This window comes from Rhizobium sp. CC-YZS058 (assembly GCF_034720595.1).
Lineage (GTDB): Bacteria > Pseudomonadota > Alphaproteobacteria > Rhizobiales > Rhizobiaceae > Ferranicluibacter.
Genome location: NZ_JAYESJ010000001.1, coordinates 1,736,354 through 1,758,522 on the forward strand (window position 1 = coordinate 1,736,354; position 22,169 = coordinate 1,758,522).

Genomic DNA, 22,169 nt, shown 5'->3' on the forward strand with positions numbered 1-22,169 from the left:
GGGCGTCAATTTTTTTGCTAAAGGCCGGCCGCTGCACACGCAGCGTGCAACTTTTGGCGCTCGGAGATGAAATGCAACTCTCGCTAGTGACTTCGTGGACCTTCGTCAGAATGATCCGCGCGCTGAGCCGCCACTGTGGGCGATCAAGAGATCAGGCTGCGCTCGATCGCCTTGGCGTCCTGCCAGAGCGCTTCCATCCGTTCCAGCGTTGCCTGCTCCAATGTTTCGCCCGCAGCCGACAGTTCTGTCTCGATATGCCGGAAACGACGCCGGAACTTGGCATTCGTACCCCGGAGCGCCATTTCCGGCTCGGCGCCGACATGCCGCCCGATATTGACGAGGGCGAAGATGAGATCGCCGAGTTCCTCGGCGACGGCCTCCTGGCGCCCTTCGGCGAGCGCGGCACGCAGTTCCGCCACTTCCTCCTCGATCTTGTCGAGGATTGGAGCAGGCTCCGACCAGTCGAAACCGACCTTGGCCGCCTGCTGCTGCAGCTTCAGGGCCTCCATCAAGGCGGGCTGGGCCCTCGTCACGCCGTCCAGGAACCCCTTTGCAGTGTCCGGCAGGCCGCGCCGCGCGCGCCGTTCCCGCCGGTCCGCCTTTTCCTCGGCCTTGATCCTGTCCCACTGCGCCTTGACGGCGTCCGGCGTATCGGCTTCGGAGCGGGCGAAGACATGCGGGTGGCGGCGGATCATCTTGGCGGTGACGGCGTGGACGACATCGCCGAAGGCAAAGGCACCGGCCTCCTCGGCCATGCGCGCATGAAACACCACCTGCAACAGAAGGTCGCCAAGCTCCTCGCACAGATCGTCCATGTCGTCGCGCTCGATGGCGTCGGCCACCTCATAGGCCTCCTCCAGCGTATAGGGCTTGATCGTCTCGAAGGTCTGGACGACGTCCCAGGGGCAGCCCGTTACCGGATCCCGCAAGGCCGCCATGATGGTAAGGAGCTGGTCGATCTCGCGGGAAGGCTGCATGGCATCTCGTCTTCTGGTAAGGCGCTCAGGCGAGCGGGATCGCATTGCCGGACTTGCCGGACTGGTAGTCGTCGGACAATGACTGGTAGCGCAGGCGGATGCGCCCATCCTGCTCGTTCAGCGCCGCCGCTGCGGCTGGATCGCCGCTGTCGATCAGGTCTCGGATGGAGGCGCTCTTCCAGAAGGCATTTTGCCGCGCGTAGCCGCCTGGCTCGAGCCGGAAGACGTCCTTCAAGATCTTCAAGTCGTGCGGAATCGCGAAAGCATCGCGCGAGTCTTCATGGGTAAAGAAATAGTAGAAATTGTCGAACCCGGCCCAGGTAATGGCCGAAAGGCACATGGAGCAGGGTTCGTGCGTCGACAGGAAAACGAGTTCCTTCGTGTTGGTTTCGGCGAAGCGCTCGTAAAAGCGCTTCAGCGTATGCACCTCGCCGTGCCAGAGCGGGTTTTCCGTTTCATTGTTCGTTTCAGCCAGCACGAGCGAGAGATCCGACTTGCGCAGAATGGCGGCGCCGAACACCTTGTTGCCGTCCGCCACCCCGCGTTCCGTCAGGGGTAGAATGTCGTCCTCGATCACGGACAGCAGGCGGGCGGCAAGGTCGCTGTTGGACATCTCGGGCGGTCTCCGACGCGGGGGAAGCCCCGTTCTACCGGTCTTTTGCCCCGCGGTGCAATGCGCAGGCGGTGACATTTGCTCCGATTGGGGGCAGGATGAGGAAAAGAACTTATCCGGCAAGGCACTTGCGGATTTCTGTTTCTTCAATTCCGTGGCCGCCTGGCGCATTCTCCCGCAACCTTGAACAGGACAATCCCACGTCGCCCATGACCGACCAGCTGACCGTCTTCCCGGCCTTCTTCCGCGTTGCGCAGAAATGCGTGGCGGTGTTCGGCAATGGGGATGAGGCCTATGCCAAGGTTCGGCTGCTGCTGAACACGCAGGCCGCGATCGTCGCCTATTCCGATGCGCCGGAGCCGGACTATGCCGCCTTTTTGACGGCGCGCGGCATCCGCCATGTTGCAGCCGGCTTTTCGCCCGAGCAGGTGACCGGCGCGACGTTGGTTTTTGCCGCAACCGGCGATGTCGCGCTCGACCGGCAGATTGTTGCGGCCGCGCGCGCGGCACGCGTGCCGGCCAATGCGGTGGACCAGCCCGACTGGTGCGATTTCCTGACGCCGGCGCTTGTCAACCGCGCACCGGTCGCCGTGGCGATCGGCACGGAAGGCGCGGGGCCGGTTCTTGCCCAGCAGATCCGTGCGCAGATCGACCAGCTTCTGGCGCCTTCGCTCGGCGCCCTGGCCAGCCTTGCCCAGTCCTACCGGGTGGCGGTCGAGCACCTCCTGCCCAAAGGCGCATCGCGGCGGCTCTACTGGAAGCGCTTCTTTACCGGTGACGTCGCGGCCAAGGTCGCGGCCGGCGAGATTTCCGAGGCGCGGCGGACCGCGACGCGCATGTTGAAGGCCGGCAGCGACGTCGAAGGACGGGTCTATCTGGTCGGTGCCGGTCCGGGCGCGGAAGATCTGCTGACGCTGCGGGCCCAGCGCGTGCTGATGGAAGCCGACGTCATCGTCTTCGATGCGCTGGTACCGCAGGCGATTGTCGATATGGGGCGTCGGGACGCCGAGCGCCTGTCGGTCGGCAAGCGCAAGGGCTGCCATTCGAAATCGCAGAGCGAGATCAACGCGCTGCTCGTCGCGCTCGGGCGCGCCGGCAAGCGCGTCGTGCGGCTGAAGTCGGGCGATCCGCTCGTCTATGGCCGGGCGGGCGAGGAGATGGCGGCGCTGCGGGAGGCGGGCGTCGGCTACGAGATCGTGCCCGGCATCACCTCCGCCTTCGCGGCTGCCGCCGATTTCGAGCTGCCGCTGACGCTGCGCGGGGTGGCGAGCTCGCTGATCTTTACCACCGGCCATGATCTTGCCGGCGACGTTCTGCCGGACTGGGCGCGCCTGGCCGTGTCGGGTGCGACGATCGCCGTCTATATGGGCCGCACGGTGGCCGCCTCCGTCGCCATGCGGCTGATGCAGGCCGGCCTTGGCCGGGACACGACCGTGGCCGTCATCGAGAATGCCTCGCGCGGCGACCGCCGGCTTCTGCATGGGACGCTCGAGGAACTCCCTGGGCTCGAGATGCGCGAGGATCTCGGCGGTCCGGTCATGGTGATCATCGGCGATGCCGTCGCCGGTGCCAATTTCGAGCGCTCGGAACCGCTGTCGCGGGTGCGGGCTGCGACGCCCCGACACATGGCTGCCGCGGTGCAAATCTGAAAGGAGGACGACGATGAGTGAGAAGGTGCTGACCGCCAACCGCCTGTCCGATGGCATCTCGGTCTGGCTCGATGCCAGCGGCCAGTGGGTCGAATCGCTGCAGGATGCCTTCGTGGCGCGCCATGCCGAAGCGGTGACAGCGCTGGAAGCGGCCGGCAAGACGGCCTTTGCGGACAACAAGGTCGTCGATGTGAATGTGATCGACATCGTCGAGGAGGACGGCATTCTCCGTCCGCTTCGTCTGCGCGAGAAAATCCGTGCCGAAGGTCCGACGATCGATTATGCACCCGGCTACAAGGGCCTGCGCGGCCCGGTCCAGGCGGCTTAAGGAAAAGACGAGACGATGTACCGTTACGATGAATTCGATCATGCCTTCGTTGCCGACCGGGTTGCGCAGTTTCGCGATCAGGTCGAGCGGCGTTTGTCCGGCGCGCTGGCCGAAGACGCCTTCAAGCCGCTGCGGTTGATGAACGGCGTCTATCTGCAGCTTCACGCCTATATGCTGCGCGTCGCCATCCCCTACGGCACGCTGAATAGCCGGCAGCTGCGCATGCTGGCGGAGATCGCCCGCAAATACGACCGCGGCTACGGGCATTTCACCACCCGGCAGAACATCCAGTACAATTGGCCGGCGCTGGCCGATACGCCGGATATTCTCTCCGATCTCGCTTCGGTGGAAATGCACGCCATCCAGACGTCGGGCAACTGCATCCGCAACGTGACGGCCGACCACTTCGCCGGTGCCGCCGCCGACGAGGTGGCCGATCCGCGGCCCTATGCGGAAATCCTCCGGCAATGGTCCTCGGTCCATCCGGAATTCTCCTTCCTGCCGCGCAAGTTCAAGATTGCAGTGACGGGCGCCGAGCGTGACCGCGCGGCAATCCAGGTCCACGACATCGGCCTGCATCTGAAGAAGGACGAGACCGGTCGCCTAGGCTTTGCCGTCTATGTGGGCGGCGGGCAGGGGCGGACGCCGATGATCGCCAAGAAGATCCGCGATTTCCTGCCGGAAGAAGACCTGCTCTCCTACACGACCGCGATCATGCGCGTGTACAATCTGCATGGCCGGCGCGACAACAAGTACAAGGCGCGCATCAAGATCCTGGTCCACGAAACGGGCGCCGACGTGCTGGCCGGTCAGGTGGAGCAGGAGTTCCTGCAGCTGAAGAACACCGAACTGAAGCTGCCCGACGCCGATATCCGCGCCATCGAGCGCTATTTCGCGCCGCCGGCGCTGGACGCGCGTCCGGAAGGCTGGGCGAACCTTGCCTCCTGGAAGAAGGCCGATGCCGAGTTTGCCCGCTGGGTTCAGCAGAACGTCGCCCCCCACAAGCACCCCGATTACGGCATGGTGACGATCTCGCTAAAGCCGATCGGCGGAATTCCGGGCGATGCCACGGATGCGCAGATGGACGCCGTCGCCGATATCGCCAAGGAGTACGCCTTCGACGAGATCCGCGTCAGCCATGAGCAGAACCTGATCCTGCCGCATGTGGCGCTGGCCGATCTGGAGGCTGTCTATCGCGGTCTTGTCGCCTGCGGGCTCGCAACGGCCAATGCCGGGCTGATCACCGACATTATCGCCTGTCCGGGGCTGGACTATTGCGCGCTCGCCAATGCCCGCTCCATTCCGCTGGCGCAGGAGATCTCGACGCGCTTCGGCAATGCGGAGCGCCAGGCGGACATCGGCGAGCTGAAGATCAAGATTTCCGGCTGCATCAACGCCTGCGGGCACCACCATGTGGGTCACATCGGTCTTCTGGGTGTCGAGAAGAAGGGCGCCGAGCTCTACCAGATCACGCTCGGCGGTTCGGGCGACGAGAACACGTCGATCGGCGAGATCATCGGCCGGGGCTTTGAGCCGGAGAAGGTGACAGACGCCGTCGAGACCATCGTCGACACCTATCTCGGCCTGCGCCTGTCCCGGGAAGAGACCTTCCTGGACGCCTATCGCCGGGTTGGCCCGCAGCCCTTCAAGGACGCGCTGTATGGCGCCAAGGAACAGGAAGCCGCCTGAGATGACTGCACGGATTTGGACCGAAGCCGGTTTCGTCGGCGACGACCCCTGGGTGATCGAGACGGAGGAGCGTCAGGCCGGACAGAACGAGAAGCCGATCCTCGGCCTCTCCGCCTTTCTTGAAAAGGCCGAGGCGGGCGAACAGTCGCTCGGCGTGCTGATCGCGCCGGCGGATGACGTGCTGGCCCTGCAGCCCTATCTCGACCGGATTGCGCTCGTCGCCTTGTCCTTCCCTGCCTTCAATGACGGCCGGGCCTTCAGCCATGCCTCGCTGCTGCGCGCGCGGCTCGGCTTCGGTGGCGAGGTGCGGGCGGTGGGCGATGTGCTGATCGACCAGGTGCCGCATATGCTGCGCTGTGGCATCACGAGTTTTGCCGTAACCAACGCCACCGCGCTTGCACGGTTGGAAGAGGGCCGGCTTCCCGGCATTGCCAATCATTATCAGCCGACCGTACGCCCCGCCGCGCAAGGCGCAACCTATAGCTGGCGCCGGGTCTCCTGAGACCCGTTCATGAGCAGGCGTCCCGGGGGCGACTTTTCGCGCCCGATCGCTTATTTGGAAGCCCATTGCTTCCAAGCCGCGCCGGTTTGGAATAACCGCATGGATGACCCGCAAGCGGCGCTGCCGCTGCGCCGCCCGAAGATGTGAGCTGAAGGACCAGACTTCTGATGAATGCTCCGGCCAAGACCGAGGATTTTGCCACCACCGCACCCGCGGGCGTGTTCGTCGAGACCGTGACGAGTGTCACCCATTATACCGATCGGCTGTTCCGCTTCCGCATGAGCCGGCCGGATGGCTTTCGCTTCCGCTCGGGTGAGTTCGCCATGATCGGCCTGATGGTCGAAGGCAAGCCGATCTACCGCGCCTATTCGATCGCCAGTCCCGCCTGGGACGAAGAGCTCGAATTCTTCTCGATCAAGGTGCCGGACGGCCCGCTGACCTCGCATCTGCAGCGCATCAAGCCGGGCGACCAGGTGCTGATGCGCAAGAAGCCGACCGGCACGCTGGTGCTGGATGCGCTGACCCCCGGCAAGCGGCTCTATATGTTCTCGACCGGCACCGGCATCGCGCCCTTCGCGTCTCTCATCCGCGATCCCGAGACCTACGAGAAGTTCGACGAGGTCATCCTGACCCATACGACCCGCGACGTCGCGGAGCTGAAATATGGTTTCGATCTCGTCGAGGAGATCAAGGCGCATGAATTCCTGCCGGAGATCGTCGGGGACAAGCTGCGTCACTATGCGACGGTCACGCGTGAGGACTTCCCCTTCCGCGGTCGCATCACCGATCTCATCCGCAACGGCAAGCTCTTTGCCGATCTTGGTGTGCCGGCCTTCGATCCCGCCATCGACCGCGGCATGATCTGCGGCTCGACCGAGATGCTGAAGGACACCAAAACGCTGCTGGAAGAGGCGGGGCTGAACGAGGGCGCCAACAACAAGCCGGGCGAGTTCGTGATCGAGCGCGCCTTCGTCGGCTGATCGATCGGCAGTCGTCAAGACACGGAGAAAGGGCCGGAGCGCAGCACGCTCCGGCCCTTTCTCGTTTGCGCGCTCAACGCTGTGGTTCTGCTGTGACGTCCTGCGCCGAAGCGATCAGGCTCCGGCTGAACAGGCTCAGACGATGAAGAAGCCGGACTTGAAGCTGATCGCGCTTTCGAAGGCGATGGAGAACTCGGCCTTTCCATCGCCGTTCAGGTCGGCATAGACCAGCGTTTCCCGGCTTTCCTTCACGACCATCAGTTCGCCGGCGCTGCCGGTAAAGGACCTGGTGCCGATGAAGTCGAAATGCTGGACGCCCTTGGTGCTCAGGTCGGCGTCGATGGCGGAGAGGTTGATGCGGTCGCCTTGGCTGCCGCTGAAGTCGAGGATCAGGTCGCGGGTCGAGGGGCTGACGCGGCTCTCCGTCCAGCTTTCGTAGATGAACCAGTCCGCCCCCGCGCCGCCCGTCAGCGTGTCCGCGCCTGCGCCGCCCACCAGCTTGTCCGCCCCGCCGCCGCCCTCGATCCGGTCGTCGCCCTTGCCGCCCTTGATGAGATTGGAGCCGCCGTTGCCGATCAGGTGGTCCGCATAGGCACTGCCCGTCAGGTACTCGATCGAGCTATAGCTGTCGCCCTTGGCATCGCCGGTGTTGAGACCGGGGCGGGCGAGGCTGGCGGTCACCGCGCCGCTGCCGAGATAGGAGGCGGTGTCGAGGCCGAGGCCGCCATCCAAGCGGTCGCCGCCGGCCCCGCCGATCAGCACGTCATTGCCGCTCAGGCCCAACAGCGTATCGGCGCCGCCGCGCCCGGACAGAACATTGCCGACCTGATTGCCGACCATCCGATCGCCGGCCGACCCGCCGATCGCGTCCTCGATCAGCGAGCGAAGATCGCCCTGATAGAGGAGGGCGTTGAAGATATTGCCGCGGGCGTGACCGCCATTCGGTCCGCCGCCGAGATCGGCCGTCTGCGCGTGGCTGAACAGGGAGAATTCGCCCGGCCGGAGATCGATCGACAGCTTGGTCTTGTAGGCAGAGAGGTCGAAACGGTCCCGGCCGCCGCCATCCCAGATCGTCGCAAAGATCCGGTTGGCGCCGGGATCGATCGCGACCTTGCCGTCCATCACCGTCTTGCCGCTGCCGGGCGTCCAGCGATAGGTGGTGTCGCCGTCCATGGTGGTGAAGTCCGCGCCATACATGCGCTGCAGGGCGGCGATATCGGCCATCATGAAGGTTTGCGGCCCGCCGAAGGCTTCATAGGCATAGCCTTTTCCGGCGTCCCCGACATAGCCGGTATAGGTCATCACCGAAAATTCGATGGAATCATAGGCGCGGGGCAGGGCGCCGAAGAACTCGGTCTCGTGTCCGTGCGGCAGACCGAGCGCATGGCCTGTTTCGTGGATCAGCGTGTGCCAGGCATAGTTGCCGGGGATCGCGCGCCGCAGATCGTAGACCGAGCCATCATAATCCTTGCCGAACCAGACATCGCCGGCACTGTCATAGGCGCCGGGGTAGTAGGCATAGGCTGTTTCCGGCGCGTCGCTCGCGCCGTACCGGATCGTTGCCGTTGACGCGGCCCCCTGCCGGATGGAAAGCGTCGTGAAGCCTTCGACGGAGAAGCCGTCGTCAACGCTATTGCCGTTGGCGGTCGTCAGCACGAAACGCACTTCCGCTTTCTGGCTGGCCGAAATGGCGCGGAATGTCTGCGGCTCGCCCGCATAGCCATAGGCGGAGCCGGAGGTGGGGATCGCATAGGTAATGCTCGGCCCTGCCCAGGCTTCCGCACCCAGCACGCCATCGATGAGCGGATTGCCCGTCTTGGTAATCCGGATGGTGGTGGATGTCGTGCCGCTCATTGTGTCACCTGTCTGCGAATCAGGCCTCGAGAGTGTCGGCTGAGCCGGACAGAATCAATCGGCAGGACCGATCTTGCCCGCCGATCACGGACGGAATCGCCCGACGCGCCTGCCTGACGCAAGCTCCGCCCCGCCGATCTGCGGGGTCGCCGCGTCTCGATGCAGGCGCCCCTTTTGGAGCCGTCAGTGCAGGATCTGGCTCAGGAACAGCTTGGTCCGCTCATGCTGCGGGTTGTCGAAGAACTCGTTCGGCGCGTTCTGCTCGACGATCTGGCCCTGGTCCATGAAGATGACGCGGTTGGCCACCTGGCGGGCAAAGCCCATTTCGTGGGTCACGCAGATCATGGTCATGCCTTCCTGGGCTAGGCTCACCATGGTGTCGAGCACCTCCTTGACCATTTCCGGGTCGAGTGCCGAGGTCGGCTCGTCGAAGAGCAGGATCTTCGGCTTCATGCAGAGCGAGCGGGCAATGGCAACGCGCTGCTGCTGGCCGCCGGAAAGCTGGCCCGGATATTTATGGGCCTGCTCGGGGATCTTGACGCGCTTGAGGAAGTGCATCGCGATCTCTTCGGCTTCCTTCTTCGGCATCTTGCGCACCCAGATCGGGGCGAGCGTGCAGTTTTCGAGGATGGTCAGGTGCGGGAACAGGTTGAAGTGCTGGAACACCATGCCGACCTCGCGGCGCACTTCGTCGATCTTCTTCAGATCGTTGGTCAGCTCGATGCCGTCCACGACGATCGTGCCCTTCTGGTGTTCCTCCAGCCGGTTGATGCAGCGGATCATCGTCGACTTGCCGGACCCGGACGGGCCTGCGACGACGATGCGCTCGCCGCGCATCACCTTGAGATTGATGTCGCGCAGCACGTGGAAGTCGCCGTACCACTTGTTCATGTTGGTGATTTCGATCGCGACATCCGTCGTCGAAACGGCGAGTTTCTGGGCGGCCTCAGCCATGGTTGTTCCCCTTGTCAGTGCGATGACTGTCTATCGTTTGTAGCCGGTGTCGAGGTGGCGTTCGATGAAGAACGAGTAGCGCGACATGCCGAAGCAGAAGATCCAGAACACGAAGCCAGCGAAGATCAGGCCGGTCAAGGGCGTGACCGGCGTGCTCCAGCTGCTGTCCCCGAAACTCGCCTTCACGATGCCGAGCAGATCATACATCGAGATGATGGTGACGAGCGAGGTGTCCTTGAACAGACCGATGAAGGTGTTGACGATGCCCGGAATGACGAGACGGATCGCCTGCGGCAGGATGATGAAGGTGATCTTGTGTCCATAGCTCAGGCCCAGCGCATCCGCCGCCTCGTACTGGCCCTTCGGAATGGCCTGAAGACCGCCGCGAATGACTTCCGCCATATAGGCGGAGGCGAAGATGGAGACGCCGACCAGCGCGCGCAGGAACTTGTCGAAATTCGTGCCCGGCGGCAGGAAGAGCGGCAGCAGCACGCTGGCCATGAACAGAACCGTGATCAGCGGCACGCCGCGGATCAGCTCGATGAAGACGATGCAGGCGGTCTTGACCACCGGCAGCTCCGAGCGGCGGCCGAGCGCCAGCAGGATGCCGAGCGGCAGCGAGACGGTGATGCCGATAAAGGACAAGATGAGGGTGACCATCAACCCGCCCCAGCGCGCGGTCTCCACATAGGGCAGGCCGAACCAGCCGCCGAGCAGCAGGATATAGGCGAGGATCGGCATGGCAACGAGCAGCAGGAGGGCGTTCAGCCCCTTGCGCGGCGCCTTCGGCATCATGAACGGGATGAGCAGGGCAACCGCTACCACGAGGACCGCCAGCGGCCGCCACAGCTGGTCGCGCGGATAGGAGCCGAACATGAACTGCACGAACCGGTCGCCGACATAGGCCCAGCAGGCCCCGCTCCATCCATCCGGCTGGATACCGCCCTGGACGGCCGTGGTGCAGACCGACCGGTCCGCGCCGGTCCACACGGCCGAGAGGAACAGGAAGTCGATCGCCTGGGGCAAGTAATAGACAAGCGCCAGCACGGCGATGATCGTCAGCACCGCGTCCTTCGGCGTCGCAAAGAGATTGGCACGTACCCAGCCGAGCGCGTTCGACTGGCTCTCGGGTGGCGGCTCGGGCGCAACGAAGCTGTTGCGGACATAGGCGATCGAGGTCGGGTTCTCGGCCATCTTAGCGCTCCACCAATGCCATCTTGGCGTTGAACCAGTTCATGAACAGCGAGGTCACCAGGCTGATCGAGACATAGATCAGCATCCAGATGGCGATGATTTCGACCGAGCGGCCGGACTGGTTGAGGATCGTGCCGCCGACGGCGACGAGATCGGCATAGCCGACGGCGACCGCGAGCGAGGAGTTCTTGATCAGGTTGAGATATTGCGAAGTCAGCGGCGGAATGATGATCCGCATCGCCTGCGGCAGCACGACGAGGCGGGTTGCCAGGCCGCTGCGCAGTCCGAGCGCATAGGCCGCCTCCGTCTGGCCCTTCGCCACGCCGCGAATGCCGCCGCGCACGATCTCGGCGATGAAGGAGGCCGTGTAGAGCGACAGGGCGAGGTAAAGTGCCAGGAACTCAGGCCCCACCACCATGCCGCCGCTCATGTTGAACGAGCCGGGCTTGGGATAGTCGAAGGACAGCGGCATGCCGGTCAGCACGAAGACGACGAGCGGCAGGCCGATGAGAAGGGCGAGATTGACGAGGAGGACAGGCGGCCGCTGGCCGGTCTTCAACTGCCGTGCCTTGGCGTAGCGCGAGAACACGACCGCGGCGACCACGCCGACGGCAAAGGCGATCAGCGTCGCGGAGAAGCCTTCGCCCGGAACAGGCGCGGGGAAATAGATGCCGCGGTTGCTGATGAAGAAGAAGGCGTCGGGATTGTCCTTGACCTTCTGGAAGATGCTGCGGATCGAGGGCAGCAGGGCGAGGACGCCGAGATACCAGAAGAAGATGACGAGCAGCGGCGGCAGGTTGCGGAAGATCTCCACATAGGCGGTGCAGAGCCGGGCGATCAGCCAGTTGTTCGACAGCCGCCCGATGCCGACCAGCAGGCCGACGATGGTGGCGGTGACGATGCCGCAGAGCGCGACGACCAGCGTGTTGATCAGCCCGACTTTCAGCGCCTCGAAATAGGTCGAGTCGCTCGAATAGGCGATCAGGGACTGGGCGATGTCGAAGCCGGCACGGCTGTTGAGAAAGCCGAAGCCGGAGGTCATGTTGGCGCGTGCAAGGTTCTGCACGACATTGGTCCAGGCGAAATAGATCAGGCCGAGGATGACCACCAGCGTGACCACCTGGTAGACGAGATTGCGCAACGCTGGATTATAGAGGAGCGAGACCGTCGAACGGTCCTCGCCGCCGCCGCTTCGGGCGTCGGTCACTGCCATGCCATGTCCCCTGTCTTCACCCTTCAGGGTGTTCTTGTTTTTCCGGGTCGTACGGGGAAGGGCGGCTTGAGCCGCCCTTCGATGTCGAAATCGCAGCTTAGCGGATCGGCGGGGCGTATTGCAGGCCGCCCTTGTTCCACAGTGCGTTCAGGCCGCGCTCGATCTTCAGCGGCGAGCCGGCGCCGACATTGCGGTCGAAGGCTTCGCCATAGTTGCCGACGGCCTTGATGACCTGCACGGCCCAATCCTTCGGCAGGCCGAGGTCGGCACCGATGGTGGAATCGGCTTCTTCGCCGAGGAAGCGCTTGATGTCCGGGTTGGCCGACTTCTTCATTTCCTCGACATTGGCCTGGGTGATGCCGAATTCTTCAGCGGTCACCATGGCGTAGTGCGTGAAGGAGACCACGTCGAACCACTTGGAGTCGTTCTGGCGAACGGCCGGGCCGAGCGGCTCCTTGGAGATGATTTCCGGCAGAACCATATGGTCGTCCGGATTGCTCATCTTCAGGCGGATCGAATAGAGGCCCGAAGCATCGGTCGTGTAGACGTCGCAGCGACCCGCGGCATAGGCCGCATCGGCTTCTTCCTGCTTTTCGAAGACGACCGGCTTGGCTTCCATGTTGTTGGAGCGGAAGTAGTCGGCAAGGTTGAGTTCGGTGGTGGTGCCGGACTGGACGCAGACGGACGCGCCGTTCAGCTCGAGCGCCGACTTCACGCCGAGTTCCTTCTTCACCATGAAGCCCTGGCCATCATAATAGTTGATGGCGCGAAAATCGAAGCCGAGCTGGCTGTCGCGGCTGGCCGACCAGGTCGTGTTGCGCGCCAGAACGTCGATCTCGCCGGACTGCAGGGCCGGGAAACGGTCCTTGGCCGAGAGGGGGGTGAACTTCACCTTGGTCGCATCGCCGAAAACGGCAGCTGCAATGCCCTTGCAGAGGTCGGCATCGAGACCGGTCCAGTTGCCGGAGGAATCCTGCGCGCCGAAGCCGGCCAGGTTTGCACCATTGACCCCGCACTGCACGAACCCCTTGGCCTTCACGTCGTCCAGCGTGCCGGCGGATGCAGCATGGGCCGCCAGCCCCACCACGGCGGCACCAATCACTGCAGGAAGAATTTTTGCCATTTTTAGACCCTTTTTCTGTTGTCTTTCGCCTGGTCCCCCGGCACCCGTTCGGCGGTACCGGTCGAGCGAGCCCGCCTCCTTTTGGCGCGAGTGTCGTCTATCTCATTCGTAAATCGGCGGCCGGTCAAGTCGCGATGCCGATTTTTGAAGCTTACCCAGTAAACTCTCTGTTTTTGCCCGCTGAGGAGCAAGAAGGCTCTGTATGAGGCAGGTTTTGCCTTCATCCGCGCCAGGTGGATGCAGTTCTCCCGCCAAGTCTGACCCACAGTGCTTTTCGCTTGACCTCCCGCCATGTGTTTCAGAAGACAGCGTCGGCAACAGGAGTGGTGCGATGCACGAGACTGACAAAGAGAGCGAACCGAAGACCCGCCTGGCAGGCGCTGGGGACAACACCAAGCTCGCCCATCTCGGCTATTCGCCGTCCGATTACCACGGCTTCGTCAATCCCCCTGTCGTCCATGCCTCCACCGTGCTCTTCCCCAATGCGCGCGCCATGGAAACGCGGGCGCAGAAATACACCTATGGAACGCGCGGAACGCCGACGACGGATGCGCTGTGCGAGGCGATCGACGCGCTGGAAGGGTCTGCCGGCACCATCATCGTGCCGAGCGGATTGGCCGCCGTGTCGGTTCCCTTCCTCAGCGTGCTGTCGGCCGGCGACCATGCGCTGATCGTCGATTCCGTCTATGGACCGACCCGGCATTTCTGTAACGACATGCTGAAGCGCCTCGGCATCAGCGTCGATTACTACGACCCCGCCATCGGCGGCGACATCGCGAGGCTGATGAAGCCGAACACAAAGCTGGTGCATACGGAGTCGCCCGGCTCGAACACGTTCGAGATGCAGGATATCTCGGCGATTTCCGCGGCGGCCCATGCCGGCGGGGCGGTCGTCTCGATGGACAATACCTGGGCGACGCCGCTCTATTTCAAGCCGCTCGACCATGGCGTCGATATCTCGATCCACGCCGCCACCAAATATCCGGCTGGTCATTCGGACATCCTGCTCGGCACCGTGTCCGCCAATGCGGCGCTCTGGGAGCGGGTGCGGGAGGGGCAGATCACCATGGGCATCTGCGGCGCGCCGGATGACAGCTACCAGGTTCTTAGGGGCCTGCGCACCATGGGCGTGCGGCTCGCCCATCACCAGGAAAGCGCCTTGAACCTCGCCCGCTGGCTGGAGCAGCGACCCGATGTCGCCCGCGTGCTGCACCCCGCGCTCGAAAGCTTCCCCGGTCACGCGATCTGGCGGCGCGATTTCAAGGGCGCGAGCGGCATCTTCTCGATCGTCCTGCCCGCCGAAGGCGGTGCGGAAGCCCACCGACGCAAGGCGCATGCCTTCCTCGATGCCTTGCGTCTCTTCGGTCTCGGCTGGTCCTGGGGCGGCTATGAAAGCCTTGCCGTGCATGTGCATCTCGGCGATCGCACCGTCGCCCGCGGCCCGACCGAAGGTCCGGTGATCCGCCTGCAGATCGGGCTGGAAGATGTGGCCGACCTGCGCGCCGACCTGGAGCAGGCCTTCCAGGCGGCAGCCGCCGCCTGAGGCAAAGGGGCGACGGCATTTAGCCTTCGCCGTAGAGCCAGTCGAGATCGGCCGCCAGGCGCTCCGGCGGCCGCAGGGACAGGACGATGTCGCGCCCGAGCCGGAACGGGCCGCCCGCATGATAGGCAAACCGGTTGAAGGCGCCGCGCGCCTTGACCCGGGCCACCCGCTCCCGCCGTGCGGCGAGGACGGCGGGCAGGCCGGCAAGCCCGCCGGATGCAAACGCGTCTGCCAGGTCCACGCCATCCTCGATCGCCATGGCGGCCCCCTGGGCGGCGAAGGGCGTCATGGCATGGGCGGCATCGCCGATCAGAAGCACGCGTCCATCGAGCCAGGCGCCATCCTCTACCTCATGAAGCGGCCAGAGCCGCGCTTCGCCCGGTCTCGGCAGGGCGGCACGGAGCGCCGGCTGCCAGTCTTTGAACCTTGCTTCGGGTGGCGTGCTGTCCGGTGCCGTGCGGGCCGAGCCTTGCGCGATGGCGACGAGATTGACGCCGCGTCCCTGTCCGAGCGGATAGGCGACGAGATGGGCGCCGGGCGAAAGGTAAGCGGTGACCGCTGTCGGATCAAAGGCGGACGCGCGATCATCGTGAAGGGTCCAGCGCCAGGCGAGGCTGCCGGAGAAGCGTTTTGCACCGGCCCCGGAAACCTGCGCCCTTGCCACGGAATGCACGCCATCCGCGCCGATGATCAGTTGCGGCTCTTCATCAAGCAGGGTGGTGAGCGACGAGAGGGTTTCGACAGGCGTGTCCAGGCGCAGGCGGCAGAGCGGGCTGCTTCGCACGGCATCGATCAGAACCGATTGCAGCGCGGCGCGATGGAGGACGGCATAGGGTGCGCCCCAGCGGCGGGCGGCGAAAGCGCCGGCCGGCACCTCCGCGAGCCGTCGGCCGCTGCGTCCATCGACAAGCCGGATCGCCTCGGGTTCCAGCCAGTGCGGCCGAAGCGCCGGCGTCAGGCCTAGTGTCTCTAGGCGTCGGGTGGCGTTGGGGGAAAGCTGCAGGCCGGCCCCGACCTCCTCCAGTGCCGCCGCCCGCTCGAGGATGACGCTGGCGATACCGTGCCGTGCCAGGCCGAGCGCTGCGGTCAGCCCTGCAATGCCGGCCCCGATGATCGCGACCGGCGCGGGCGTCATCCCGGCCTCAGGCCGCGCGGGTCTGGTAGAGACAGCCGGCAGGCACGGTCTCATCGCTCTTCAGCGACGGATTGTAGCGATAGAGCGTCGAGCAGTAGGAGCAGACCTTCTCGTTGTCGTCGCCCATGTCGAGATAGATGTGCGGATGATCGAAAGGAACCGAGGCGCCGGTGCACATGAATTCCTTGACGCCGACTTCGATTACCCGGTGGCCACCGTCGTTCTGGAAATGGGGAATACCGTGCCCGGCCATGTGCTGCTCCGTTGGATCAAAGAGAGGAGGGATGCGCGCATCCGAAGAAGGCTCCTTCTATGATGTTTCCGGCGGGATGGGGAGGGGGACAAGGGATCAGCAGCCAATTTTTGCGACTGCCGATCTTTTCGCCGGAGCGGATGGCGGGTAGAGCGGGGGGCACGATGCCGACCGAGAGGACCGCTCCGATGGACCTGACGCCCCCGCCCTTCGACCGCTTTTCCCATGAGGGGCTCGAGCTCGCCTTTTTCGATGCCGGAGATGCCGCGGGCGAGCCGATCCTGCTCATTCACGGCTTCGCGTCGTCGGCCAATGTCAACTGGGTCTTTCCGGGCTGGCTGAAGACGCTCGGCGAGGCGGGCTACCGGGTGATCGCGCTCGACAACCGCGGACATGGCGCGAGCGCCAAGCCGGGCGACCCGGCGCTCTACACGCCGGATGCGATGGCGGGCGATGCGGCGGCCCTGCTTGCCCATCTCGGCATTCCGTCCGCTCATGTGATGGGCTATTCCATGGGCGCCCGGGTCTCCGCCTTCCTGGCGCTGCGCCAGCCGGACAGGGTCCGGTCGCTGATCCTCGGCGGGCTCGGGATCGGCATGGTCGAAGGGGTAGGGGACTGGGACCCGATCGCCGAGGCGCTGCTGGCGCCCTCGCTCGACCTCGTCACCCATGAGCGCGGCCGCATGTTCCGGGCCTTCGCGGACCAGACGAAGAGCGATCGTGTGGCGCTCGCCGCCTGCATCGCCACCTCCCGCGCCCTTTTGACGCCGGCCGAGATGGGACGAATTGAGGCGCCGACCCTGATCGCCGTCGGCACGCGCGACGACATTGCCGGATCGCCCCAGGCGCTGGCGGCGCTGATGCCGCATGCCACGGCGCTCGACATCCCCAATCGCGACCATATGCTCGCGGTCGGCGACCGGGTGTTCAAGAAGGCGGCGCTCGAATTTCTGTCGGCGGCGGACGAAGCCTAGGGCCTGCCATTTCTATTTGTCAGGGATTGCCCTATATCGTCAGCCATGACGAGCGCGGCGCGGCGGGATCGCTGCCGCGGGACGAGACTGTCTTCGAGGAGCGCCCCATGGTCGCAAGAACCGAAATCCGCAGCGAGGCCCGTCTCGACGAGACGGTGCAGCCGATGGATCCGATCTGGAACAGCCTCCAGGAGGAGGCGCGCTATGCCGCCGTGCAGGAACCGGTCCTGACCGCCTTCCTGCATGCCACCGTCATAAACCAGCGCTCGCTGGAAGATGCGGTGATCCACCGGATCTGCGAACGGCTCGACCATGCCGACCTCAACGCCGCGCTGCTGCGCCAGAGCTTTCAGGAGATGGTGGCGGACTGGCCGGAGTGGAGCGCGATCCTGCGCGTCGATATTCAGGCCGTCTATGACCGCGACCCCGCCTGCCACCGCTTTCTCGATGTCGTGCTTTATTTCAAGGGCTTCCACGCGATCCAGACGCATCGCCTGGCCCATTGGCTGATCGAGCGCGGCCGGCGCGATCTTGCGCTCTACCTGCAGAGCCGGTCCTCCTCCGTCTTCCAGACCGACATCAATCCCTCGGCGCGCATCGGGAAGGGGATCTTCCTCGACCATGCGACCGGCCTTGTCGTCGGCGAGACGGCGACGATCGGCGACAATGTCTCGATTTTGCACGGCGTCACGCTCGGCGGCACCGGCAAGGAAGGCAGCGATCGGCATCCCAAGATCGGCAATGGCGTGCTGATCGGCGCCGGTGCCAAGATTCTCGGCAATATCCATGTCGGCCATTGCTCGCGCGTGGCGGCCGGCTCGGTGGTGCTCAAGCCGGTTCCGCCCAAGGTGACCGTCGCCGGCGTGCCGGCCAAGGTGGTCGGCGAAGCCGGCTGCTCGGAGCCCTCGCGCTCGATGGATCAGGTGTTGAAGTCTTTCGAAATGTAAGGCTTGCCCGGCCATGCCGGCGTTTCCCGTCTTTACAAGCGCTCCGACGCTGTGAGAGAAGCCGCCATCCCCCCGCCCGTCTGCGTCGCACCGACGCAGAGCTGAGGTGATGACAACAAGAACAGATCTCAGGGAGACACGTCTTGAAGCCTGACGAAATCAAGAAGCTCGAAGCCTACTTCAAGCGCACCTTCAACCAGCAGATCGTCGTGAAGGCGCGTCCGAAGAAGGACGAGTCCGCCGAGGTCTATCTGGGCGACGAATTCCTGGGCGTCGTGTTCCGCGACGAGGAAGACGGCGAACTCTCCTACAACTTCTCGATGGCCATCCTCGACATCGACCTCTAAGCAAGCGACTCCTTCGCAAAAGGCGTGGCCCGGCGGCATTCCCGCCGGGTTTTTTGTGTCAAATTGACGCAGGTCGTCGGAATCAGCCGGAGTCGATGCCTCCGATACGCAACCGGTGCTTGACATTTTGTGCAGTGCATATAATCATCATCGCAGTGCAAACATGGAGGGATGTCATGTTTAATTTTGCTGATGTGAGCGCCAAGAACAAGGAAGCGCTCGACCTGATGATGAAGAACTACGCCACCATCACCAAGGGCTTCCAGGCCATCGCCGTCGAGGCTGCAGACTATTCGAAGAAATCCTTCGAAGAGAGCATCGCCCATATGCAGTCTCTCGTCGGTCTGCGCAGCGTCGAGCAGGTGGTCGAAGCGCAGACGGCATTCCTGAAGAGCTCCTATGAGGGCTATGTCGCCGAGGCGACCAAGCTGTCGGAAATGTATGTCGAGCTCGCCAAGGATAGCTACAAGCCGTTCGAGGCGCCGATCCTGCGCGCGACAACCGCCGTTCCGACCGTGGCTGCCCAGGCCGCCTGATCGACCTTCCGGCCTTTTCGCCAGCCTTTCGAGCCGGTCGCGTGTCCACGCGGCCGGCTTTTTCGTGTCGGGCGACCGGGAAGGCGGCGGGACCGGCACGCCGCGGGTAGGCCCGCGGCTCGGCGCGATGCGGCACGAGAATTGCTTCGTTTTTCAGCGGGGCTGGCCACCTGTCTGGCATAAGCTTGAAGGATCAAACTTTCATCCAGCCCTGCGAATATGATTGCAGTGACGACGAACGGGCTTAAAATCGGGCAAACAGGACACTAGATATTCGTCACGGAATGGTCGCAAACGGCTCGCATCGTTTGCGATCCGATAAAGGAATGAAGACGAATGATCGCTCTGCCGATCCGGATGCAAAAGACGGGCGACGGGAACGGGGGAACCGGCCGCGGCACCTCCGTGATTACCCGCACAAAAGCTCAAACGAAAAAACCCAGCCTCTATCGCGTTTTGCTGCTGAACGACGACTACACACCGATGGAGTTCGTCATCCATATCCTGGAGCGGTTCTTCCAGAAGGATATCGAGGCGGCGACCATGATCATGCTGCATGTGCACAATCATGGCGTCGGGGAATGCGGTGTCTTCACCTTCGAAGTCGCCGAAACCAAAGTGACGCAGGTGATGGACTTCGCCCGCCAGCACCAGCACCCGCTGCAATGCGTCATGGAAAAGAAATGAGGAACTGACGTGCCAACATTCTCAACGAGCCTCGAAAAGGCACTGCACCAGGCTCTCACTCTCGCCAATGAGCGCCACCACGAATATGCGACGCTGGAGCATCTGCTGCTCGCGCTGATCGACGATCAGGATGCAGCCGCGGTCATGGGCGCCTGCAACGTCAATCTCGACAGCCTGCGCAAGACCGTGTCCGATTATGTCGACAACGAGCTCGGCAATCTGGTCACCGGCTATGACGAGGATTCCAAGCCGACCGCCGGCTTCCAGCGCGTCATCCAGCGCGCGGTCATCCATGTCCAGTCGTCCGGCCGTGAAGAGGTCACCGGCGCCAATGTGCTCGTTGCCATTTTCGCCGAACGCGAAAGCCATGCCGCCTATTTCCTGCAGGAACAGGAAATGACGCGCTACGATGCGGTCAACTTCATCTCGCACGGCATCGGCAAGCGCCCCGGCTCGTCCGAAACCCGCACGCCGCGCGGCGTCGAGGAAACCGATGCCGAGCCGAAGGCCGCGCGCGGCGACCAGGACGACGGCGCCAAGAAGGCGCAGGACGCCCTGACCGCCTATTGCGTCAACCTCAACGAGAAGGCCAAGGTCGGCAAGATCGATCCGCTGATCGGCCGCCATTCCGAGGTCAACCGCACGATCCAGGTCCTGTGCCGCCGGTCCAAGAACAACCCGCTCTATGTGGGGGATCCGGGCGTCGGCAAGACGGCGATCGCCGAAGGTCTCGCCAAGCGCATCGTCGAGAAGAAGGTGCCGGAAGCTCTGCAGGACGCGACGATCTTCTCGCTCGACATGGGGACGCTGCTCGCCGGCACGCGCTATCGCGGTGACTTCGAAGAGCGGCTGAAGCAGGTCGTCAAGGAGCTGGAAGAGTATCCGGGCGCCGTCTTGTTCATCGACGAGATCCACACGGTGATCGGCGCCGGGGCCACCTCGGGTGGGGCCATGGACGCCTCGAACCTGTTGAAGCCGGCGCTTTCCTCCGGCGCGATCCGCTGCATCGGTTCGACCACCTACAAGGAATATCGCCAGTTCTTCGAGAAGGATCGGGCGCTGGTCCGCCGCTTCCAGAAGATCGACGTCAACGAGCCGACCATCGACGATGCGATCGAGATCATGAAGGGGCTCAAGCCTTACTTCGAGGACTACCACAAGCTGAAATACTCCAACGAGGCGATCAAGTCCGCCGTGGAGCTCTCGGCCCGCTACATCAATGACCGCAAGCTGCCGGACAAGGCGATCGATGTGATCGACGAGACCGGTGCGGCCCAGATGCTGCTGCCGCTGGCCAAGCGCCGCAAGCTGATCACCGAGAAGGAGATCGAAGCGACGATCGCCACCATGGCCCGGATTCCGCCGAAGACCGTGTCGAAGGACGACGAGACCGTGCTGGCCAATCTCGAGCGTGAGCTTCGCTCGGTCGTCTACGGCCAGGATCTCGCCATCGAGGCCCTGTCCTCGGCCATCAAGCTGGCCCGTGCCGGCCTGCGCGAGCCGAACAAGCCGATCGGCTCCTATGTCTTCTCCGGCCCGACCGGCGTCGGCAAGACGGAAGTGGCCAAGCAGCTGGCAGCCTCGCTCGGCGTGGAGCTTCTGCGGTTCGACATGTCGGAATACATGGAGCGGCATACCGTGTCGCGGCTGCTCGGCGCTCCTCCCGGCTATGTCGGCTTCGACCAGGGCGGCCTCTTGACCGATGGCGTCGATCAGCATCCGCATTGCGTGCTGCTGCTCGACGAGATCGAGAAGGCGCATCCGGACCTGTTCAACATCCTGCTGCAGGTCATGGATCATGGCCAGCTGACCGACCACAACGGCAAGAAGATCGACTTCCGCAACGTCATCCTGATCATGACGACCAATGCGGGTGCGTCCGACATGGCCAAGGCTGCCATCGGCTTCGGCTCGTCCAAGCGCGAGGGCGAGGATGTGGAGGCGCTGAACCGCCTGTTCACGCCGGAATTCCGCAACCGCCTCGATGCGGTGATCCCCTTCGGCTCGCTGCCGACGCCGGTCATCCATCAGGTCGTGCAGAAGTTCGTCATGCAGCTGGAAACCCAGCTTTCGGAGCGCAACGTCACCTTCGACCTGCATCCGGACGCGATCGCCTGGCTGTCCGAGAAGGGCTATGATGAAAAGATGGGCGCCCGTCCGCTGGGCAGGGTCATTCAGGAGCACATCAAGAAGCCGCTCGCCGAAGAGATCCTGTTCGGCAAGCTGAAGAAGGGTGGCGTGGTCAAGGTCACCGTCGGCGTGAAGGCCGATGGCAAGAAGGGCCTGATCCTCGACTCGGTTCCGGAAACCGAGCGGATCAAGCCCAAGGCCGAGGTTGTCCGCCCGCCGCGCAAGTCCGCCAAGGCCAAGGCCGAGGACATGGAAGTGGTCGGTGCGGACGAGGGCGGCCGTGGTCGCGGCAAGAAGGCAAAGGCCGAAGAGCCGGCCGCCGACGAGACTGCGCCGCGCAAGGGCCGCACGGTGCCGAAGGTGCCGCGCAAGTAACGGGCCTGTGCTCCGAAGACGGATGAGAATGCCGGGCGAAAGCCCGGCATTCTGCGTTTTGGTCAAGAGCGGCGAGAGCGTGCGCGGGTGCGGCGGCGCGCGATTGCATGGAGTGATGCCGAGAAAGCACGATTGCCCGACTTGACCCCGACAGGCGCGCGCGGCA

21 protein-coding genes are annotated in these 22,169 nt (G+C 64.1%); 12 read left to right on the plus strand and 9 right to left on the minus strand.

Going from position 1 to position 22,169, the window contains the following annotated elements:
• Positions 1–143 precede the first annotated feature (143 nt).
• Together mazG and U8330_RS08245 are read right to left on the minus strand one after the other, a co-directional pair.
• Entirely contained in the window at positions 144–977 is an 834-nt protein-coding gene (gene mazG / locus U8330_RS08240; protein ID WP_323104712.1) for a nucleoside triphosphate pyrophosphohydrolase, read from the minus strand.
• A gap of 25 nt (positions 978–1,002) precedes the next feature.
• Entirely contained in the window at positions 1,003–1,590 is a 588-nt protein-coding gene (locus tag U8330_RS08245; RefSeq protein WP_323104714.1) for a nucleoside deaminase, read from the minus strand.
• 209 nt (positions 1,591–1,799) lie between these two features.
• Between U8330_RS08245 and cysG the strand changes: the two genes are divergently transcribed.
• The 5 genes from cysG to U8330_RS08270 all read left to right on the plus strand — a co-directional run bounded on the left by cysG (position 1,800) and on the right by U8330_RS08270 (position 6,738).
• Positions 1,800–3,239, plus strand: a complete 1,440-nt coding sequence (gene cysG / locus U8330_RS08250; protein ID WP_323104716.1) for a siroheme synthase CysG — start codon at positions 1,800–1,802, stop codon at positions 3,237–3,239.
• 13 nt (positions 3,240–3,252) lie between these two features.
• The gene (locus tag U8330_RS08255; RefSeq protein ID WP_323104717.1) at positions 3,253–3,567 is read left to right on the plus strand and encodes a DUF2849 domain-containing protein; all 315 of its coding nucleotides are present in this window, start codon (positions 3,253–3,255) and stop codon (positions 3,565–3,567) included.
• A gap of 15 nt (positions 3,568–3,582) precedes the next feature.
• The gene (locus tag U8330_RS08260) at positions 3,583–5,256 is read left to right on the plus strand and encodes a nitrite/sulfite reductase (RefSeq protein WP_323104718.1); all 1,674 of its coding nucleotides are present in this window, start codon (positions 3,583–3,585) and stop codon (positions 5,254–5,256) included.
• A gap of 1 nt (position 5,257) precedes the next feature.
• Positions 5,258–5,758, plus strand: a complete 501-nt coding sequence (locus U8330_RS08265) for a DUF934 domain-containing protein (protein ID WP_323104719.1) — start codon at positions 5,258–5,260, stop codon at positions 5,756–5,758.
• Between the two features lie 167 nt (positions 5,759–5,925).
• Positions 5,926–6,738, plus strand: coding sequence for a ferredoxin--NADP reductase (locus U8330_RS08270; RefSeq protein ID WP_323104720.1), 813 nt, complete (start codon positions 5,926–5,928; stop codon positions 6,736–6,738).
• Between the two features lie 135 nt (positions 6,739–6,873).
• Here U8330_RS08270 and U8330_RS08275 read toward each other — a convergent pair whose 3' ends face one another.
• The 5 genes from U8330_RS08275 to U8330_RS08295 all read right to left on the minus strand — a co-directional run bounded on the left by U8330_RS08275 (position 6,874) and on the right by U8330_RS08295 (position 13,076).
• Entirely contained in the window at positions 6,874–8,592 is a 1,719-nt protein-coding gene (locus U8330_RS08275) for a M10 family metallopeptidase (RefSeq protein WP_323104722.1), read from the minus strand.
• A gap of 183 nt (positions 8,593–8,775) precedes the next feature.
• A complete protein-coding gene (locus U8330_RS08280; protein WP_323104724.1) occupies positions 8,776–9,546 on the minus strand; it encodes an amino acid ABC transporter ATP-binding protein in 771 nt (256 codons plus the stop codon).
• Positions 9,547–9,576: 30 nt separating this feature from the next.
• Positions 9,577–10,740 carry an amino acid ABC transporter permease gene (locus U8330_RS08285; RefSeq protein ID WP_323104725.1) on the minus strand — a complete coding sequence of 388 codons (1,164 nt, stop codon included), beginning with the start codon at positions 10,738–10,740 and terminating at the stop codon, positions 9,577–9,579.
• Position 10,741: 1 nt separating this feature from the next.
• The gene (locus U8330_RS08290) at positions 10,742–11,953 is read right to left on the minus strand and encodes an amino acid ABC transporter permease (RefSeq protein WP_323104726.1); all 1,212 of its coding nucleotides are present in this window, start codon (positions 11,951–11,953) and stop codon (positions 10,742–10,744) included.
• A 97-nt stretch (positions 11,954–12,050) separates the two neighbouring features.
• Entirely contained in the window at positions 12,051–13,076 is a 1,026-nt protein-coding gene (locus U8330_RS08295; RefSeq protein ID WP_323104728.1) for an amino acid ABC transporter substrate-binding protein, read from the minus strand.
• 331 nt (positions 13,077–13,407) lie between these two features.
• On the opposite strand from U8330_RS08295, the gene U8330_RS08300 reads away from it, so the two are divergent.
• Positions 13,408–14,619 carry a cystathionine beta-lyase gene (locus tag U8330_RS08300; RefSeq protein ID WP_323104729.1) on the plus strand — a complete coding sequence of 404 codons (1,212 nt, stop codon included), beginning with the start codon at positions 13,408–13,410 and terminating at the stop codon, positions 14,617–14,619.
• 19 nt (positions 14,620–14,638) lie between these two features.
• Here the strand turns inward: U8330_RS08300 and U8330_RS08305 are convergent, their stop codons facing one another.
• Complete coding sequence (locus tag U8330_RS08305; RefSeq protein WP_323104730.1) at positions 14,639–15,754, minus strand: FAD-dependent monooxygenase; 1,116 nt, start codon at positions 15,752–15,754, stop codon at positions 14,639–14,641.
• A gap of 7 nt (positions 15,755–15,761) precedes the next feature.
• The gene (locus U8330_RS08310; RefSeq protein WP_323104731.1) at positions 15,762–16,007 is read right to left on the minus strand and encodes a zinc-finger domain-containing protein; all 246 of its coding nucleotides are present in this window, start codon (positions 16,005–16,007) and stop codon (positions 15,762–15,764) included.
• A 188-nt stretch (positions 16,008–16,195) separates the two neighbouring features.
• On the opposite strand from U8330_RS08310, the gene U8330_RS08315 reads away from it, so the two are divergent.
• From U8330_RS08315 to clpA, 6 genes are all read left to right on the plus strand, one after another.
• On the plus strand, positions 16,196–16,981 hold the full coding sequence (locus U8330_RS08315) for an alpha/beta hydrolase (RefSeq protein WP_323104732.1): 786 nt from the start codon (positions 16,196–16,198) through the stop codon (positions 16,979–16,981).
• A gap of 107 nt (positions 16,982–17,088) precedes the next feature.
• Positions 17,089–17,928: a serine O-acetyltransferase gene (gene cysE, locus U8330_RS08320; protein ID WP_323104733.1), complete on the plus strand. Its 840-nt coding sequence runs from the start codon at positions 17,089–17,091 to the stop codon at positions 17,926–17,928.
• Between the two features lie 143 nt (positions 17,929–18,071).
• Positions 18,072–18,275, plus strand: coding sequence for a DUF3126 family protein (locus U8330_RS08325; RefSeq protein WP_323104734.1), 204 nt, complete (start codon positions 18,072–18,074; stop codon positions 18,273–18,275).
• Positions 18,276–18,451: 176 nt separating this feature from the next.
• Positions 18,452–18,811 (plus strand): phasin family protein, encoded by a 360-nt coding sequence (locus U8330_RS08330; RefSeq protein WP_323104735.1) that lies wholly within the window; start codon positions 18,452–18,454, stop codon positions 18,809–18,811.
• A gap of 336 nt (positions 18,812–19,147) precedes the next feature.
• Positions 19,148–19,498: an ATP-dependent Clp protease adapter ClpS gene (clpS, locus tag U8330_RS08335; protein WP_323104736.1), complete on the plus strand. Its 351-nt coding sequence runs from the start codon at positions 19,148–19,150 to the stop codon at positions 19,496–19,498.
• A 9-nt stretch (positions 19,499–19,507) separates the two neighbouring features.
• Positions 19,508–22,003 carry an ATP-dependent Clp protease ATP-binding subunit ClpA gene (gene clpA, locus U8330_RS08340; protein WP_323104737.1) on the plus strand — a complete coding sequence of 832 codons (2,496 nt, stop codon included), beginning with the start codon at positions 19,508–19,510 and terminating at the stop codon, positions 22,001–22,003.
• Positions 22,004–22,169: the final 166 nt, after the last annotated feature.